Origin of the sequence: Leifsonia sp. SIMBA_070, from assembly GCF_046534635.1 — a bacterium.
In the GTDB taxonomy this organism is placed as follows: Bacteria; Actinomycetota; Actinomycetes; order Actinomycetales; family Microbacteriaceae; genus Leifsonia.
This window is the reverse complement of sequence record NZ_JAWRYK010000001.1, coordinates 1,519,446-1,536,500: the sequence shown is the minus strand read 5'-3', so window position 1 is coordinate 1,536,500 and position 17,055 is coordinate 1,519,446. Positions and strand designations below refer to the sequence as shown.

Here is a 17,055-nt window from a genome sequence, read left to right as displayed (position 1 = left end):
TTCCCGCTCGCGTTCCCGCTCGCGTTCCCGCTCACGCGACCGCTCCCGGCAGGAACGCGGTCACGACGAACTCGCCGTCGTGCGGTCCGGCGGTGAGCGAGCCGCCTGCGAGGGAGGCGCGCTCGCGCATCCCGGGCAGCCCGTGGCCGATGCGGGGCAGCGAGCCTGTCGAAGCGGGCTCCAGCGTGGTGTCTTTCATGGTGTTCCTCACGGTGATGACGAGGCCGGGGCCGCGGTCGGCGGACGATTCGGCGAGCACGACGCTCGCCGGACGGCTGGTGTCGCCGTGCCGGAGAGCGTTGGTGAGCGCCTCCTGCACGATGCGGAAGGCGGCGAGCTGCTGGGCGGAGCCGAGCGTCTCGACGGCGCCCGTCCGCTCGAGCGTGACCGCGAGTCCGGCCGAACGGATGTGGTCGACGGTCAGTTCGAGGTCGGCGAGCGACGGCTGCGGGCCGTCGTGGGCGCCCGGCGCGCGGGCGGCGTCGGCGGGGTGCGACTGCCGCAGCTCGGCGAGCAGCACGCGCACGTCGCCCAGGGCGGAGCGGGCGGTGGAGGCGATCGTGGCGAGCGCCTCGTCGACCGCGTCCGGGTCGTTGTGCCGTGCGTAGCGGGCCCCGTCCGCCTGCGCGATCACGACGGCGAGCGAGTGCGCGACGACGTCGTGCATGTCGCGGGCGATCCGGGTGCGCTCCTGCTCGACCACGACATCCTCGACGGCGCGGTTGCGGTCGAGTTCCGCCTCCGCCCGGGCGCGACGCGCGACGCGGGCGTTCCGCCAGGTCCTCGCCAGCAGGCCGAGCACCCACGACAGGCCGAGGACGGTGACGCTCACCACGAACAGGAAGGCGAACTGCAGGGCGACGCTCGCGATGGCGTTCGACAGCAGGTCGTAGTAGCCCTGCGCCACCGCGGCGGTCGCCGTCAGGTACAGCGCCGCGACCAGCGCGCCGACGCCCGCGGAGATGAGCCCGGCGCCGCGGACGATCCGGTCGCCGTACGCGGCCGTTGCGTACAGCACGACGAGGACGCCCAGGTCGCTGACCAGGATCGAGTGCCCGGTGGTCATCTGCAGCACGGCCGCCAGCCAGGCGATCGACAGCGCGACCGGCGGCGACATGCGGCGGAGGGCGACGGCGACGGCGAAGCCGGTGAGGATGAGGAAAGCCGCGCGATCCTGCTCCCCGACCACCAGGCAGAAGACCAGGAACACGACGGCGCCGATGATGTCGGCGGTCAGCTGGGTGCGGTTCAGGCGGCGCACCAGGACGGGGCGGTCCACGTCGTCCTCGAGCACCTCCGCTCCCCCGCTGGACGCCAGCCAGACCAGCACCGACGGCCCCCGGCCGACCGCCTCCGCCCGCTGACGGGCGACCAGGAAGCCGAGCAGCCAGGCCGCGACGAAAATGACGCCGAGCAGGAGGCTCATCAGCACGAAGCCGAGCCCCTGGCTCGTGTAGTACCCGCCGATGACCGGGCCGAACTGCGGGAACTTCAGCTCCCCGCGGACCGTGAACAGGTACGCCATGGCGGGAGCGAGCAGGATCGCGGAGGCGAAGTCCAGCCAGCGCAGCACCCTCCCGCCGTGCGCGGCCACGCCGACCAGAGCGGCGACGACCGCGACGGCCGCGATCACCCGGAACGGCGCCTCCAGCCCGCTCTGCTCGGTCAGCTCGAGCAGGACGGCGATCCACACCAGCCCGAGCGACACCCCCGGAAGGATGCGCGACACCGCCACCGCGGCGCAGTAGAACACGAGTGCCAGGGCGGCGGCCATGTCGTACGGGAACCCCGTGACGAACCACGCAGCGAACAGCACGACGGCCAGCGTGGGCTCCAGCACCCAGCGGTGCGGAGCGACCACGCTCAACAGGCGGCGGCGGTCGGGCATGCTTCTACCGTACGGTCCGGTCGCGGCCGGTCGCGCATCCGGTCGGCGGAATCATCCTCGGGATGTACGGGTCGCGGGATGCGGGATGCGGGGTGCGGGGTGCGGGACGCCCGGTCCGTTGCCGTCGTCCTGTTTTCAGGAGATGCCGCTGCCGTCGTCCTGTTTTCAGGAGATGCCGCTGCCGTCGTCCTGTTTTCAGGAGATCGCGGCCTTGGCTCGATTTTTCTCAGGAGATTCTGGCTCTAGCGGTGCCGTGGGTCCTGAATAAAGGCCCCAGGAGCGGGTACCGTGCCGAATCTCCTGAATTCAGGACCGACTCGGCTCGCGATCTCCTGAATTCAGGACCGACTCAGCCCGCGATCTCCTGAATTCAGGACCGACTCAGCCCGCGATCTTAAGGAGCTACGAGCGGCGCGCTCAGAAGCCGAGGCGGCCGAGCTGCTTCGGGTCGCGCTGCCAGTCCTTCGCCACCTTGACGCGGATCGACAGGAAGACGTGCCGGCCGAGCAGCTCCTCGATCGGCTTCCGGGCCGTGGCGCCGACGTCGCGGATCCGGCTGCCTCCCTTTCCGATGACGATGGCCTTCTGGCTGTCGCGCTCGACGAACAGGTTGGCGTACACCTCGACCAGATCCTTGTCGTCGCGCTCCACGATGTCGTCGATGGTGACGGCGAGCGAGTGCGGAAGCTCGTCCTCGACGCCCTCCAGCACCGCCTCCCGGATCAGCTCGGAGATGCGGTCCTCCAGGCCCTCGTCGGTGGTCGCCTCGTCCGGGTACAGCGGTGCGGGCGAGGACGGCAGCAGCTTCATCAGCTCCGAGGTGAGCGTCTCGAGCTGGATGTTGCTGGCGGCGGAGACCGGCACGATCGCCTCCCACTCGCGCAGGGCCGACACGGCGAGCAACTGCTCGGCGACCTGAGCCTTGCCGACGGCATCCACCTTGGTGACGATCGCGACCTTCTTGGCGCGCGGGTAGTCGTCGAGCTGGTCGTTGATGAAGCGGTCCCCCGGGCCGATCTTCTCGTCGGCGGGGACGCAGAACCCGATCACGTCGACGTCTCCCAGCGTCGACTGGACGAGCGTGTTCAGCCGCTCGCCGAGCAGTGTGCGCGGGCGGTGGATGCCCGGCGTGTCGACGACGATGAGCTGGCCGTCCTTCTGGTGCACGATGCCCCGGATGGCGCGGCGGGTCGTCTGCGGCTTCGAGCTGGTGATCGCCACCTTCTCGCCGACGAGGGCGTTGGTCAGCGTCGACTTGCCCACGTTGGGGCGGCCGACGAACGAGACGAATCCGGCGTGGTACTCGGTCACGATCTGGTCTCCTGCGTGGTGTGTCGTTCTTCGGTGCGGCGCTGCGTGGTGGGTCGTTGTTCGGTGCGACGCGCCTCGGTGCGGCGCTGTTCCGCCCGGCGCTGCTCGGTGCGGTTGCTGCTGTGCCGGTCCGGCCGGTCCTCGTCCTTGGGCATGGGGACGTGCGCGCCGTCCGGTTCCGGCAGCAGCGCGGTGTCCCGCTCGACGAGCACGGACGCCACGTGCTTGTGCCGGCCCTCGATCCGGTCGACGGTGAAGCGCAACCCGTGGACGGTCACCGTCGATCCCACCTCCGGCAGCCGGCCGAGCGCCTTCGTGACGAGACCGCCGACGCTGTCGACGTCCTCCTCCTCGATCTCGATGTCGAAGAGTTCGGCGAGGTCGTCGATCGGCAAGCGCGTGAGCACGCGGTAGCGGCCCTCCCCCAGCGGCTGAATCAGCGCGACCTCGTGGTCGTACTCGTCCGAGATGTCGCCGACCAGCTCCTCGATGAGATCCTCGAGGGTGACCAGTCCGGCGATGCCGCCGTACTCGTCCACCACCATGGCCAGGTGGTTCGACTCACGCTGCATCTGGGCCAGGAGGGCGTCGGCCTTCTGCGACTCCGGCACGAACAGCGCCGGACGTGCCAGGTCGCGGACCGTCAGCTCGTCGGCCCCGAGGGGACGCTCGAAGCTGAGCTTGGCCGCATCCCGGAGGTACAGGATGCCGGTCACCTCGTCCGGATCGCCGCCGTCGATGACCGGCATGCGCGACACGCCCGTCGAGAAGAAGAGGCCCATCGCGGTACCCAGCCCGGCCGTCGTGTCGACGGTGACCATGTCGGTGCGCGGGATCATCACCTCGCGCACCACGGTCTCGTTGAACTCGAAGATCGAGTGGATGAGCTCCCGGTCGTCCTCCTCGAGCACGTCGAACTCGGTCGCCTCGTCGACGATCGAGAGCAGCTGCTCCTCGCTGGTGACCGGGGCACTCCGGGCACGTGACGGCGTGACGCGGTTGCCGAGGGCCACCAGACCGCCCGGGATGGGACCGAGCACCACTCGTACGAAGCGCACGAGCGGCGCCGTGAGCCGGAGCAGCACCGTGGAGTTGGCGCGGCCGACGCTGCGCGGGCTGACGCCCACCAGCACGAACGACACGGTCGCCATGATCAGCGCTGCGAGGATGAGCGAGACCCACCACTGCTCGAAGATCTGCTCGAAGGCCAGCGTGACCAGCACCGCGGCCGTGGTCTCCGCGATGATGCGGGTGAAGTTGACGGCGTTGAGGTAGGCGCCCGGGTCCTCCGCGATCGACCGCAGCGACTTCTTGGCGCGGGAGGTCTCGGCGAGGTCGGCGATGTCGCCGCGCGACTGCACGGCCAGGGCGGAGTCGACGGCGGCCATCAGACCGCCGAAAGCCACCAGCAGGAACGCGACGACGAAGAACAGCGCCTGCAGCATCCGGCCCCCTAGCGCTGTCGGTCGTAGCGGGCGAAGCCGACGAGGATGTCGCGCTGGATGGCGAACATCTCGCGCTCCTCCGCGGGCTCCGCGTGGTCGAAGCCGAGCAGGTGGAGGATGCCGTGCGTGGTCAGCAGCAGCAGCTCATCCATCAGGGAGTGACCGGCGGTCTCCGCCTGGACCTGGGCGACCTGCGGGCAGAGCACCACATCGCCCAGGAGGCCGGCCGGCGACGGCTCCTCCTCGGTGCCCGGGCGGAGCTCGTCCATCGGGAAGCTGAGCACATCCGTCGGGCCGGGCTCGTCCATCCACTGGACGTGCAGCTGCTCCATGGCGGCCTCGTCGACGAGCACGATCGCGAGCTCGGCATCCGGGTGCACGTGCAGGATGTCGAACGCGTACGTCGCGAGCCGCTGGAGGGCGGCCTCGTCGACCTCGATGGTGGACTCGTTGTTGATCTCGATGCTCACGGCGGCCCTATCGTCGCTTCGGGAGGTGGTCGCGCGGCGAGCCGCCGCGGCGCTCGGCGCGGTTGGCGAACTCCGCCGCCTGCTCGCGCTCGTAGTGCCGGGCCTGCTGGCGGGCGTCGTACTCGGTGTAGGCGTCGACGATGCGGCCGACCAGGCTGTGCCGCACGACGTCTTCGCTGGTGAGGCGCGCGAAGTGGATGTCGTCGATGTCGTTGAGCACGCGCGTCACCAGGCGCAGACCACTGGCCGCGTTCGGGAGGTCCACCTGGGTGATATCGCCGGTGACGACCATCTTCGAGTTGAAGCCGAGGCGGGTGAGGAACATCTTCATCTGCTCCGGCGTCGTGTTCTGCGCCTCGTCGAGGATGATGAAGGAGTCGTTCAGCGTGCGGCCGCGCATGTACGCCAGCGGCGCCACCTCGATGGTCCCGGCGGCGAGCAGCTTCGGGACGAGGTCCGGATCGAGCATCTCGTTCAGTGCGTCGTACAGCGGGCGGAGATACGGGTCGATCTTGTCGGTCAGCGTGCCGGGCAGGTACCCCAGCCGCTCCCCGGCCTCCACCGCCGGGCGGGTCAGGATGATGCGGGTGACCTCCTTGCGCTGGAGGGCCTGCACGGCCTTCGCCATCGCGAGGTAGGTCTTTCCGGTGCCGGCCGGGCCGATGCCGAAGACGATCGTGTTGTGGTCGATCGCGTCGACGTACTGGCTCTGACCGAGCGTCTTCGGGCGGATGCTCTTGCCGCGCGCGGTCAGGATCGCCTGGCCGAGCACGTCGGACGGACTGAGGTTGAGGTCGGTGCCGAGCATCCGGGCCGAGCTGGTCACCTCGGCCGGAGACAGCTCCTGGCCGTTGCGGACCATCTGGAGCAGTTCCTCGACGAGTCGCTGCGCCGCGGACACCTGGGCCGGGTCGCCGGCGAGGGTGATCTCGTTGCCGCGGACGTGGACGCTGACCAGCGGGTACTGCCGTTCGAGCGTGGTGAGCAGGCGGTCCTGCGGTCCGAGGAGGCGAACCATCTGGACGCCGTCGACGCTGAGGTGCGCCTCGGCTTCCGACTGTGCCGGCTGTCCCGACTGTGCCGGCTGTCCCGGAGTGTCTTCAGAGCTGGGCAAGACGTCCTTCCTCGAGGGTGCTTCCTCTGTCATTGGCGCTCAGAATGTGTGCGTGGACGTGGAACACGGTCTGGCCCGCGCCCTCGCCGGTGTTGAAGATCAGGCGGAAGTCGCCGTCGGAATGCTCGTCGGCCAGCTTCTTGGCGGTGGCGACGAGTTCGGCGAGCAGACCCGGGTCGCCCGCGGCGAGCTCGACCACGTCGCGGTACTGCTCCGTCTTGGGCACGATGAGCAGGTGCACCGGTGCCTGCGGCGCGATGTCGCGGAACGCGATCAGTCGCTCCGAGTCGTACACCACGTCCGCCGGGATCTCGCCCGCGATGATCCGCGAGAAGATCGAACGCTCCGTCTCTGCCATGTCTCCATCCTATTCGCCCCCTCCGACCCAGCCATCGAGTCCTCACTTAATGCACGGTGAACGCGCTCTCCGTGTGCAAAAAGTGAGGACTCGATGGCGGGGGGCGGCGCGGCGGGGGCGGCGGCGGCGGGGTCACCAGCGGTGGAGGGTGGCGTTCAGGAGGGCGAGGGCGGCGGGGCCGGCGGTGGATGTGCGGAGCACCGTGGGGCCGAGGCGGACGAGGTCGGCGCCGGCGTCGCGGAAGAGCGCGAGCTCCTGGGGGGCGATGCCGCCCTCGGGGCCGACGACCAGGACGAGGTCGCGGTCGTCCGGCTCGAGAGCGGTGAGCGGCACGTCGGCGTCGGGCTCCAGCACGAGGAGACGGGAGGTGGCGGCCAGGGCGGCGACCTGCTTCGTCGTGGCGAGCTCCCCCACCTCCGGCGTCCAGGCGCGGATCGACTGCTTCGCGGCCTCCCGCACGATCGTCGTCCAGCGTTCGCGCCCCTTGGCCACCTTCGCGCCTTCCCAGCGCGACACCGAGCGGGAGGCCGCCCACGGCAGCACCGCATCCACGCCGAGCTCCGTGGCGGCCTGGATCGCGAGCTCGTCGCGGTCGCCCTTCGCCAACGCCTGCACCAACGTCACGGCAGGCGAAGGACGCTCCACGCGCGACACCGACTCCACGTCGATCGTGAGCTCCGCGCTCGTCGCGACCAGCACCTCCCCGGAGGCCACCAGCCCGCGCCCGTTTCCGATCAGCACGGACTCGCCGGGCCGGGTGCGGTTGACGGTGGCTGCGTGCTTCGCCTCCGCACCGGTCAGCGACAGCCGCGCGCCGATCTCGACCTCGTCGAGGTCCTCGCGCAGGTAGAGGGAGGCCATCCGGTGCCTACAGGTTGAGGAACCGGTCGCGGAGCTTCGCGAACAGCCCCTGCTGGAAGTGCGCCAGCGAGGGCTCCGCCGCCTTATGGGTCGCCGCGAACTTCTTGATCAGCTCTTTCTCTTTGTGGTCCAGCTTCGTGGGCGTGACCACCTGGATGCCGACCCGGAGGTCGCCGCGGCCGGTGCCGCGCAGGTGCGTGATGCCGCGGTCCTTGACCGTGACGATGTCGGCGGACTGCGTGCCGGGCTTGAGCTCGAGCCGGATGTCGCCGTCGAGCGCCTTCACGGTGGCCGTGGTGCCGAGGATCGCGTCCGTCATCGAAAGCTCGAGCGTGCACAGCAGGTCGTCGCCGTCGCGGCTGAACACCTCGTGGTGCTTCACCTTGATCTCGAGGTAGAGGTCGCCGTTCGGGCCGCCCGCGGGGCCGGCCTCGCCGCTGCCCGGCATCTGCAGGCGCAACCCGGTGTCGACGCCGGCCGGGATGTCGACAGGAACGGTGCGGCGGGCGCGCACGCGGCCCTGGCCCTGGCAGGTGACGCACGGAGTCGCGATGACCGTTCCGTAGCCGCGGCAGGTTCCGCACGGGCTCGACGTCATCACGTTGCCGAGCAGCGAACGCACGGAGCGCTGGATGCTCCCGGTGCCGTGGCAGATGTCGCAGGTGACGGGCTGGGTGCCCGGCTGGCAGCACGAGCCGTTGCAGGTCTCGCAGACCACCGCAGTGTCGACCTCGAGGTCGCGGTGCGTGCCGAAGACGACCTCGTCGAGGTCGACCTCCACGCGCAGCAGGGCGTCCTGTCCGCGCTCGCGACGCGAGCGGGGACCGCGTGTCGCTCCCCCGCCTCCTCCGAAGAACGTCTCGAAGATGTCGCTGAACCCGGCGAAGTCGGCACTGCCCGCGCCGCCGCCGAAGCCTCCTGAGCCGCCCAGGTCGTACTGCTGCCGCTGTTGCGGGTCGCTGAGCACGTCGTAGGCGTGCGTGACGAGCTTGAAGCGCTCCTGCGCCTCGGAGCTCGGATTCACGTCCGGGTGGAGTTCGCGAGCCAGCCGGCGGTACGCCTTCTTGATCTCGTCGGGGCTGGCGTCGCGCTCGACGCCCAGGATTTCGTAGTGGTCGGCCACGTGGGCTGTTCCTTCTTCTTTCGATCGAGTGCTGTGGGAAGGGCTGCGGCGGCCTACTGGTCGCCGAGCAGCCGGGAGAGGTAGCGGGCGACGGCGCGGACCGCCGCCATGTTGCCCGAGTAGTCCATGCGGAGCGGCCCGAGCAGGCCGAGCCGGGCGACATCCGACCCCGCCGCACTGTAACCGCTGGAGAGGATGGATGCTTCCGTCAGGCCGATCCCGGCGTTCTCGCGGCCGATGCTGACCGCGACGCCGTGCTGGTCGGTGGCCATCTCGTCGAACAGCCGGAGCAGGACGACCTGCTCCTCGATGGCCTCGAGCACCGGGGTGATGGTGCCGGGGAAGTCGAGCTCGGTGCGCACCAGGTTGGCGGCGCCGGCCATCACCAGCTTCTCCTGCCGGTTGGCCGCGATCTGGTCGAGCAGCGCGCTCGCGACCGGCTCGACCAGGGCGCGCGTCCGCTCCGTCAGCGCGGCCGGCAGGTCGCGCAGCCGGGCCGTGGCCTCGGCGAGCGTCAGCCCGGCGGCGGCGCCGTTGATCGCGCCGCGGATCTCGGCCACATCTTCGTCGCTCAGCTCGGACGCCAGCTCGATCACCCGCTGCTCCACCGCTCCGGAGTCGGTGATGAGCACGCTGAGCAGGCGGCGCGGCGACAGGGCGACGAGCTCGATGTGGCGGATGCGCGAGCGCGCCACCGACGGGTACTGCACGAGGGCGACCTGGTTGGTGAGCTGGGACAGCAAGCGCACCGTGCGCGAGAGGACGTCGTCGAGGTCGACGGACTGGCCGAGGAAGGTCTCGATGGCGGTGCGCTGCGCCGGCGTGAGCGGACGCATCTCGGCGAGGTGGTCGACGAAGAGCCGGTAGCCCTTGTCGGTCGGCACCCGGCCGGAGGAGGTGTGCGGCGCCGCGATCAGCTCCTCCTCTTCGAGGAGAGCCATGTCGTTGCGGATGGTCGCGGCGGACACGCCGAAGGAGTGCCGCTCGACGATGCTCTTGGAGCCCACCGGCTCGCGCGACGCGACGTAGTCCTGGACGATGACGCGCAATACTTCGAGGCTGCGTTCCGAGACCATACCCGCCTCCCGTCGACCGATTAGCACTCACGGATCCTGAGTGCCAATCCTACCGCGCAGAAACCCGCAGCGGATGATTGCTGGCTGAGACACGGCCGCAGTACCGTATGGGCACCGGTTCGACACGCTCGTAACCGAACACGAAAGGGTTCCGCCGATGACAGACCCGAATCAGCCCGCCGACCCGAACGCCGGCGTCCCGCCGCAGCAGCCGTACGGCGGGGTCCCGCCGCAGCAGCCCTACGGCAACGTCCCGCCGCAGCAGCCCTACGCAGGGGTCCCGCCGCAGCAGCCCTACGCACAGCCCGCCGGAGCGCCACAGCCCGCCGGAGCGGCCGCGGCTCCCCTCGACCCCGCCCAGGACAAGCAGTGGGCGTCGTTCGCGCACCTGGGCGGAATCCTGTGGTTCCTCCCCTCCCTCATCATCTGGCTCGTCTTCAAGGACAGGGGCCGGCTCACCGACCAGGAGGCCAAGGAAGCCCTCAACTGGCAGATCACCTGGATCATCGCCTGGGTGGCGTCGCAGATCATCGGGATCATCATCGGCAGCTTCACCTACGGCATCGGCTACCTGCTGTTCGGCCTGCTGATCCCGTGGGCGCTGTACATCCTGAACCTGGTGTTCTCGATCCTCGGCTTCGTCCGGGTCAACAGCGGAGGCACCTACCGCTACCCGATCAACTTCCGCTTCATCAAGTAGGCAGAGAGCGTTCAGGGTCTTTCCAGCCTACGGCGGCGCGCCCTAGGCTGGGACGACCACGTCCACCCCTGCCCGACAGAGGAGAACCGCACCATGTCCGCGACACCCCCGCCGCCCCCGCCCCAGCAGCCGTACGGCGGCGCGCCCCAGCTGAGCCCGGCCGACGAGAAGCTCTGGGCGACCCTCGTGCAGGTGGGCGGGATCCTCTTCTCCTGGATCCCCGCCCTCGTCGGCTACCTGGTCCTGAAGGACCGGGGCCCGTTCGTCCGTTCGCACACGGCGACGGCGCTGAACTTCCAGATCACCATCTTCATCGCCTACGTCGTCGGCGGCATCCTGTCGATCGTCGTCGTCGGCATCTTCATCATCATCGCGGCGTGGGTGCTCAACATCGTGTTCAGCATCATCGCGGCCGTGAAGGCGAACCAGGGCGAGTTCTACACGTACCCGATCGCCATCCGCTTCGTCAGCTAGCGGTTCGCTCCGCAGCATCCTCGGCGGCATCGGCGGCGTCTGCTGCGTCGTCCGCCAGCAGCCGCCGCACCACCGCGTCGGCGAGGAGCCGCCCCCGCAGGGTCAGCACGATCGACCCGCGGAGGGCGGCTCGTCCGTCGATGAGGCCGTCCGCGATCAGGGCGGGCACCTCCCGGCGGCCGGCGTCGCCGAGCTCCGTCGTGCGCACACCCTCCCGGATCCGGCTCAGCAGCAGCACCCGCTCGACATGCCGCGTCTCGGCGTCCAGGGTCTCGCGACCGGCGGCCGGCGACTCCCCGGCGAGCACGCGCTGCGCGTAGGCGGCGGGATGCTTCACGTTCCACCACCGGACTCCGCCGACGTGGCTGTGGGCGCCGGGACCGACGCCCCACCAGTCGTGGCCGAGCCAGTAGGCGAGGTTGTGACGGGAGCGGTGGACCTCGTCCGTCGCCCAGTTGCTGACCTCGTACCAGTCGTAGCCGGCGTCGGCCAGCCGCTGGTCGGCCAGCTCGTACATGTCCGCTTCGAGGTCGTCGTCGGGCTCTGCCACCTGGCCGGAGCGGATCTGGCGCGCCAGCTTGGTCCCGGCCTCCACGATCAGCGCGTACGCCGACAGGTGGTCGGGCTCGCACGCGAGCGCGGCGTCGAGGCTCTGCGACCAGTCGTCGAGCGACTCTCCCGGCGTCCCGTAGATCAGGTCCAGGCTCACCTGGAGGCCCGCCTCGCGCGCCCAGCCGACGACCAGCGGTACGCGGGCCGGGTCGTGGGTGCGCTCCAAGGTCTCCAGCACATGCGGGACCGCGGACTGCATCCCGAACGACACGCGGGTGAAGCCGGCGTCGGCGAGCCTGCGGAGGTCGTCGGCGTCGACCGAGTCGGGGTTCGCCTCGGTGGTCACCTCTGCGCCGTCGGCCAGCCCCCAGGCCTCGCGCACCGCGCCAAGCATCGCGCTCAGGTCGCCGGGCGGGAGGAGGGTCGGGGTGCCTCCGCCGAAGAACACCGTCGAGACGGGCCGCTCCGGAATGCCGCTGGCTCGCAGGGCGTCGGCTGCGAACTCCACCTCACGCACCGCATGACCGGCGTAGTCGGACTGGGAGACGCCACGCAGTTCGGTGGCCGTGTAGGTGTTGAAGTCGCAGTAACCGCACCGAACGCGGCAGAACGGGACGTGCAGGTACACGCCGAAGTCGCGGTCCCGCGCGCCGTCGGCGGCTGTGGCGGGCAGGCGTCCGTCGACCGGCGCCGGGTCGCCGAGGGGAAGAGCGCTGGGCATCAGGCGGAGCTCGCCGGGTGGAGGGCGCGGAGGTACTTGGCGGTGTAGTTGCGCTGCACGAGCATGAGGACCGGGGCGACGAGGCGGTAGAACGCGTTGGAGGGCCGGGAGATGGCGCGCACGACGAACCAGACGGTGCCGTCCTCCCGCTGCTCCACCTGGAACAGCTCCTCGCCGCTCTCCGGGTGGCCGTGCAGGGTGCCGTAGGCGAACCCGCGGCGGTGCGGTTCGTCGACGACGTAGACGACACGCACCGGCGCCGACACCCGGAACGGACCGAACGGGATCTTCAGCACGGCGGTCATCCCATTGCGGACGAAGGGCGTGCCGTCGTCCGAGAACACGTCCTCCTCGCGGCGATTCTCGCGCATGCGCATCGGGGTGCCGTCCGGCCCGAACTCGACGCCCTCGTACTGCACGCCGGTCCCCTCGCGCACGTCGGTGACGTGGATGCCGCTGCCCTTCTGCACACCCCAGGCCAGGAGCGCGGTGGCCGCGGCTTCGAAACGCTCGTCGCCGCTCCCGAGCCGGATGCTGCGCTCCAGCGGCTTGTAGCCCTTGGGCGGGTAGTACAGGAGATCTGCCGCCTGGGTCGCGCCGACCGCCCCGTACGTGACGGGTTGATCGGTGAAGGTCGAGCGACGCATGTAATCATCTTCCGCCATGTCGCGGGAGTTCGCGAAACGCGGTCGCCCCACTTGACGGAAGCCGGATGGCTACTTCTTGTCCTTCTTCTCCGTGTCTCCGGAGAGGGCGGCGATGAACGCCTCCTGGGGGACCTCGACGCGGCCGACCATCTTCATGCGCTTCTTGCCCTCCTTCTGCTTCTCGAGGAGCTTGCGCTTGCGGGTGATGTCACCGCCGTAGCACTTGGCGAGCACGTCCTTGCGCATCGCGCGGATGTTCTCGCGGGCGATGATGCGCGCGCCGATGGCGGCCTGGATGGGCACCTCGAACTGCTGCCGCGGGATCAGCTCGCGCAGACGGGAGGCCATCATGGTGCCGTAGGCGTAGGCCTTGTCACGGTGCACGATCGCGCTGAACGCGTCGACCGTCTCGCCCTGCAAGAGGATGTCGACCTTGACCAGGTCGGACTCCTGCTCGCCGAACGGCTCGTAGTCGAGGGACGCGTAGCCCGCGGTCTTGGATTTGAGCTGGTCGAAGAAGTCGAAGACGATCTCGCCGAGCGGCATCGTGTAGCGGATCTCGACACGGTCCTCGCCCAGGTACTCCATGCCGAGCAGGGTGCCGCGGCGGCTCTGGCAGAGCTCCATGATGACGCCGACGTAGTCCTTGGGGGCGAGGATGGCCGCCTTGACGACGGGCTCCTCCACCTTGTCGATCTTGCCGCCGGGGAACTCGCTCGGGTTGGTGACGGTGACGGTCTTCTTGTCCTCCGTCGTCACCTCGTAGATCACGCTGGGTGCGGTGGTGATCAGGTCGAGGTTGAACTCACGGGAGAGCCGCTCGGTGATGATCTCCAGGTGCAGGAGGCCGAGGAACCCGCAGCGGAAACCGAAGCCGAGCGCGACCGAGGTCTCGGGCTCGTAGACCAGCGCGGCGTCGGAGAGCTTCAGCTTGTCGAGCGCTTCGCGCAGCTCCGGGTAGTCGCTGCCGTCGATCGGGTACAGCCCGGAGAACACCATCGGCTTCGGCTCGGTGTAGCCGGGCAGGGCCTCCGTCGCCGGCTTGGCGGCCGTGGTGATCGTGTCACCGACCTTGGACTGGCGCACGTCTTTCACACCGGTGATCAGGTAACCCACCTCGCCCACGCCGAGTCCCTTGGAGGGGGTCGGTTCGGGCGACGAGACGCCGATCTCGAGGATCTCGTGCGTCGCCCGCGTCGACATCATCTGAATGCGCTCGCGCGGATGCAGCGTGCCGTCGACCATGCGCACGTACGTGACGACACCGCGGTAGCTGTCGTAGACGGAGTCGAAGATCATCGCGCGGGCGGGTGCGTCGGCGACGCCGACCGGAGCGGGGATCTCGGCGACCACCCGGTCGAGCAGCGCCTCCACGCCCATGCCCGTCTTGCCGGACACGCGCAGCACGTCCTCCGGACGGCCGCCGATCAGGCTGGCAAGCTCTTGGGCGTACTTGTCGGGGTCGGCGGCGGGCAGGTCGATCTTGTTGAGGACCGGCACGATCGTGAGGTCGTTCTCGAGCGCCAGGTAGAGGTTGGCGAGGGTCTGCGCCTCGATGCCCTGGGCCGCATCCACCAGCAGGATCGCGCCCTCGCAGGCGGCGAGCGACCGGGAGACCTCGTAGGTGAAGTCGACGTGCCCGGGGGTGTCGATCATGTTGAGGGCGTACGTCTGCCCGTCGGCGGCCCACGGCATGCGCACGGCCTGGCTCTTGATGGTGATGCCGCGCTCGCGCTCGATGTCCATGCGGTCGAGGTACTGGGCGCGCATGTCCCGGTCGGAGACCACGCCGGTGATCTGCAGCATGCGGTCGGCCAGCGTCGATTTGCCGTGGTCGATGTGCGCGATGATGCAGAAGTTGCGCAGGGAGGCCGGGTCGGTCGCGGCGGGCTCGAGGGCCTGGAGAGCTCGTGGTGACATCGTCCGGCCATTCTCCCATGAACGTTCGCGGCCCGGCGCACCCGGCGTTGGTGCGAGCATCGGCGTGAGCGACGGCGGGGCGTCAGGCGAAGCGCTCGGCGCGCTCCACCACGTGCCCCTGTCCGTCTTCGAACCGGTAGACCTCCGCGCCCTGGATGAACACGCGCTCGGCACGCGAGTTCACGTCGAGCGGATCTCCGGACCAGACCACGACGTCGCCGTCGAGGCCCGGACGCAGCGAGCCGACCCGGTCGTCAAGGCGCAGGAAGGAGGCCGGGTTGACGGTGAGCGCCTCGAGCGCGGTCTCGCGCGGCAGCCCGTCCTTCACGGCGAGAGCGGCCTGGTAGATCAGGAAGTTGATGGGGACGACCGGGTGGTCGGTCGTGATCGCGACGCGCACGCCGGCCGCGGCGAGCACGGCCAGGTTGGCGATGGCGCGGTCGCGGAGCTCGACCTTCGACCGGGAGGTGAACATCGGACCGAAGATGACGGGGATGTCGCGCTCGGCCAGGACGTCGGCGATCTTGTGCGCCTCGGTGCCGTGGTTCACGACCAGGCGGTAGCCGAACTCGTCGGCGAGCCGCAGGGCGGTGGCGATGTCGTCGTGGCGGTGGGTGTGCTGATCCCAGGCGAGCTCGCCGTCGAGCACCCGAACCAGCGTCTCCTTCGTCAGGTCGCGGTCGAACGGCTTGCCCTCGCGCTCCGCGTTGTCACGCTGAGCGCGGTAGTTCTGGGCGGCGACGAACGCCTCGCGGATGATCATCGCGACGCCCAGGCGGGTGCTCGGCATCTGGTTCTTGCCGCCGTAGACGCGCTTCGGGTTCTCGCCGAGGGCCGACTTCACACTGACGGCCTCGCGGATCACCTGCTCGTCGATGATCCGGCCGCCCCAGGTCTTGATCGCCACGGTCTGCCCGCCGATCGGGTTGCCGGAGCCGGGCTTCACGACCACGGACGTGACACCGCCGGAGAGCGCGTCGCGGAACCCCTCGTCGTCGATGTTGATGGCGTCGAGGGCGCGGACCGCCGCCGTGTTCGGCGTGGTCATCTCGTTGGTGTCGTCGCCGGCCGGGCCGTTGGCCTCTTCGTGGATGCCGACGTGGCCGTGCGACTCGATGAAGCCGGGGAGCACCCACTTGCCCGCGGCGTCGACCACCGCGACGCCGTCCGGCACCTCCACATCGGCAGCCGTGCCGACCGCCTCGATCACGCCGTCCCTGACCAGGACGATGCCGTTCTCGATGGGCTCCTGAGAGACGGGGACGACGTAACCGTTGACGATGGCGATGGTGGAAGAAGTCATGGATCGAGCCTACGCGCGTCGTCCAGGCCACCAGGGGCGGCGAAGGATCTGGGGAATGTCCACGGTCGGCCCGCGTTGTGGACGATTATGAACATCCTCCTCACCGGCGCGACCGGCTTCATCGGATCCTCCGTCCTCCCCCGCCTCCTCGACGAGGGCCACGCTGTGACCGCGCTGGTGCGCGACGCGGACAAGGCCGCCATCGTCGAATCCGCCGGTGCCAGGGCGCTGATCGGCGACGCGAGCGACGCGTCGCTCGTGGAGAGCGCGGCTCGCGACAGCGACGGCGTCATCCACCTGGCCTCCGGCAAGGAGGTGGACGCCGTGCTGGTGCCCGCCGTGCTCACCGGCCTCGCGGGCACGGGAAAGTCGTTCGTCCACACCGGCGGCATCTGGACGTACGGCTCCAACGACGACATCGGCGAGGACTCTCCGGTCGCCCCGCCTGCGCTCACCGCGTGGCGCGGCGCCGGGGAGACCCTGGTGCGCGAGGCGGAGGACGTCCGAGGCATCGTCGTGGTGCCATCGATCGTGTACGGCTACGGGAAGGGCCTCGCAAACGTGATCGTGGATGCGCCGCGCGGTGAGGGCACGACGCCCGCCCTGCGTCTCATCGGCGACGGCTCGCAGCACTGGGCCACCGTCCACGTCGACGACCTGGCGGCCCTCTACGTGCTCGCCCTGGAGCACGGCACGGCCGGTGCGACGTACATCGGGGCGGGCGGGCAGAACCCGACCGTGCGCGAGCTCGGCGAGACGGCCGCCCAGGCGGCGGGCATCGCCGGTGGTGTCGTCGCGGAGCCGGTGGACGAGTCCCGCTCGCGTCTGGGCGAGTCGCTCGCGGACGCGCTGCTGCTCGACCAGCAGGCGCGTGGGACGACGGCGCGGATCGACCTCGGCTGGGAGCCGAACGGGCCGTCGCTGCTGGAGGAACTGCTGGTCGGCTCCTACGCGCCCGCGCGGGTCTGACCCGCCGGACGGGTTGCCCCTCCACTGCTTTTGGCGCGAGGCGCGACCCGCTGGTAGAGTTGTTTGTTGGCTTGCGTGTGGATGTGTCCGCACGAAACGCCGCAAGGCGCCCTCTCCGCTGAG

16 protein-coding genes are annotated in these 17,055 nt (G+C 69.9%); 3 read left to right on the top strand and 13 right to left on the bottom strand.

Features of this window, described 5'->3' with window-relative positions:
• Window positions 1-31: 31 nt before the first annotated feature.
• The 9 genes from SB754_RS07170 to hrcA all read right to left on the bottom strand — a co-directional run bounded on the left by SB754_RS07170 (window position 32) and on the right by hrcA (window position 9,646).
• Window positions 32-1,888 (bottom strand): sensor histidine kinase, encoded by a 1,857-nt coding sequence (locus SB754_RS07170; RefSeq protein ID WP_410781650.1) that lies wholly within the window; start codon window positions 1,886-1,888, stop codon window positions 32-34.
• 417 nt (window positions 1,889-2,305) lie between these two features.
• On the bottom strand, window positions 2,306-3,199 hold the full coding sequence (era, locus tag SB754_RS07165) for a GTPase Era (protein ID WP_410781649.1): 894 nt from the start codon (window positions 3,197-3,199) through the stop codon (window positions 2,306-2,308).
• Window positions 3,196-4,644, bottom strand: a complete 1,449-nt coding sequence (locus SB754_RS07160) for a hemolysin family protein (protein ID WP_410781648.1) — start codon at window positions 4,642-4,644, stop codon at window positions 3,196-3,198. The genes era and SB754_RS07160 overlap by 4 nt, the downstream gene beginning before the upstream one ends.
• Before the next feature lie 8 nt (window positions 4,645-4,652).
• On the bottom strand, window positions 4,653-5,114 hold the full coding sequence (gene ybeY / locus SB754_RS07155; protein ID WP_121260820.1) for an rRNA maturation RNase YbeY: 462 nt from the start codon (window positions 5,112-5,114) through the stop codon (window positions 4,653-4,655).
• A 7-nt stretch (window positions 5,115-5,121) separates the two neighbouring features.
• Complete coding sequence (locus SB754_RS07150) at window positions 5,122-6,228, bottom strand: PhoH family protein (protein WP_410781647.1); 1,107 nt, start codon at window positions 6,226-6,228, stop codon at window positions 5,122-5,124.
• Entirely contained in the window at window positions 6,215-6,586 is a 372-nt protein-coding gene (locus tag SB754_RS07145; protein WP_410781646.1) for a histidine triad nucleotide-binding protein, read from the bottom strand. The genes SB754_RS07150 and SB754_RS07145 overlap by 14 nt, the downstream gene beginning before the upstream one ends.
• 132 nt (window positions 6,587-6,718) lie before the next feature.
• The gene (locus tag SB754_RS07140) at window positions 6,719-7,447 is read right to left on the bottom strand and encodes a 16S rRNA (uracil(1498)-N(3))-methyltransferase (RefSeq protein ID WP_410781645.1); all 729 of its coding nucleotides are present in this window, start codon (window positions 7,445-7,447) and stop codon (window positions 6,719-6,721) included.
• Window positions 7,448-7,454: 7 nt separating this feature from the next.
• Entirely contained in the window at window positions 7,455-8,570 is a 1,116-nt protein-coding gene (gene dnaJ / locus SB754_RS07135; RefSeq protein WP_410781644.1) for a molecular chaperone DnaJ, read from the bottom strand.
• 53 nt (window positions 8,571-8,623) lie between these two features.
• Entirely contained in the window at window positions 8,624-9,646 is a 1,023-nt protein-coding gene (gene hrcA, locus SB754_RS07130; RefSeq protein WP_410781643.1) for a heat-inducible transcriptional repressor HrcA, read from the bottom strand.
• A gap of 157 nt (window positions 9,647-9,803) precedes the next feature.
• Here hrcA and SB754_RS07125 point away from each other — a divergent pair, with 157 nt between their 5' ends.
• Both SB754_RS07125 and SB754_RS07120 read left to right on the top strand, forming a co-directional pair.
• A complete protein-coding gene (locus tag SB754_RS07125) occupies window positions 9,804-10,346 on the top strand; it encodes a DUF4870 domain-containing protein (protein ID WP_410781642.1) in 543 nt (180 codons plus the stop codon).
• A gap of 93 nt (window positions 10,347-10,439) precedes the next feature.
• Window positions 10,440-10,820 carry a DUF4870 domain-containing protein gene (locus SB754_RS07120; protein ID WP_410781641.1) on the top strand — a complete coding sequence of 127 codons (381 nt, stop codon included), beginning with the start codon at window positions 10,440-10,442 and terminating at the stop codon, window positions 10,818-10,820.
• On the opposite strand, the gene hemW is transcribed toward SB754_RS07120, so the two are convergent.
• From hemW to SB754_RS07100, 4 genes are all read right to left on the bottom strand, one after another.
• Complete coding sequence (hemW, locus tag SB754_RS07115) at window positions 10,813-12,093, bottom strand: radical SAM family heme chaperone HemW (RefSeq protein ID WP_410781640.1); 1,281 nt, start codon at window positions 12,091-12,093, stop codon at window positions 10,813-10,815. The genes SB754_RS07120 and hemW overlap by 8 nt on opposite strands.
• Window positions 12,093-12,740: a DUF1990 family protein gene (locus tag SB754_RS07110; protein ID WP_410781639.1), complete on the bottom strand. Its 648-nt coding sequence runs from the start codon at window positions 12,738-12,740 to the stop codon at window positions 12,093-12,095. Before SB754_RS07110 ends, hemW begins: the two co-directional genes overlap by 1 nt.
• Window positions 12,741-12,809: 69 nt before the next feature.
• Complete coding sequence (gene lepA / locus SB754_RS07105; protein ID WP_410781638.1) at window positions 12,810-14,660, bottom strand: translation elongation factor 4; 1,851 nt, start codon at window positions 14,658-14,660, stop codon at window positions 12,810-12,812.
• 82 nt (window positions 14,661-14,742) lie between these two features.
• Window positions 14,743-15,963, bottom strand: a complete 1,221-nt coding sequence (locus tag SB754_RS07100) for an amidohydrolase (protein WP_410781637.1) — start codon at window positions 15,961-15,963, stop codon at window positions 14,743-14,745.
• An 87-nt stretch (window positions 15,964-16,050) separates the two neighbouring features.
• Between SB754_RS07100 and SB754_RS07095 the strand changes: the two genes are divergently transcribed.
• Window positions 16,051-16,932: an NAD-dependent epimerase/dehydratase family protein gene (locus SB754_RS07095; RefSeq protein WP_410781636.1), complete on the top strand. Its 882-nt coding sequence runs from the start codon at window positions 16,051-16,053 to the stop codon at window positions 16,930-16,932.
• Window positions 16,933-17,055: the final 123 nt, after the last annotated feature.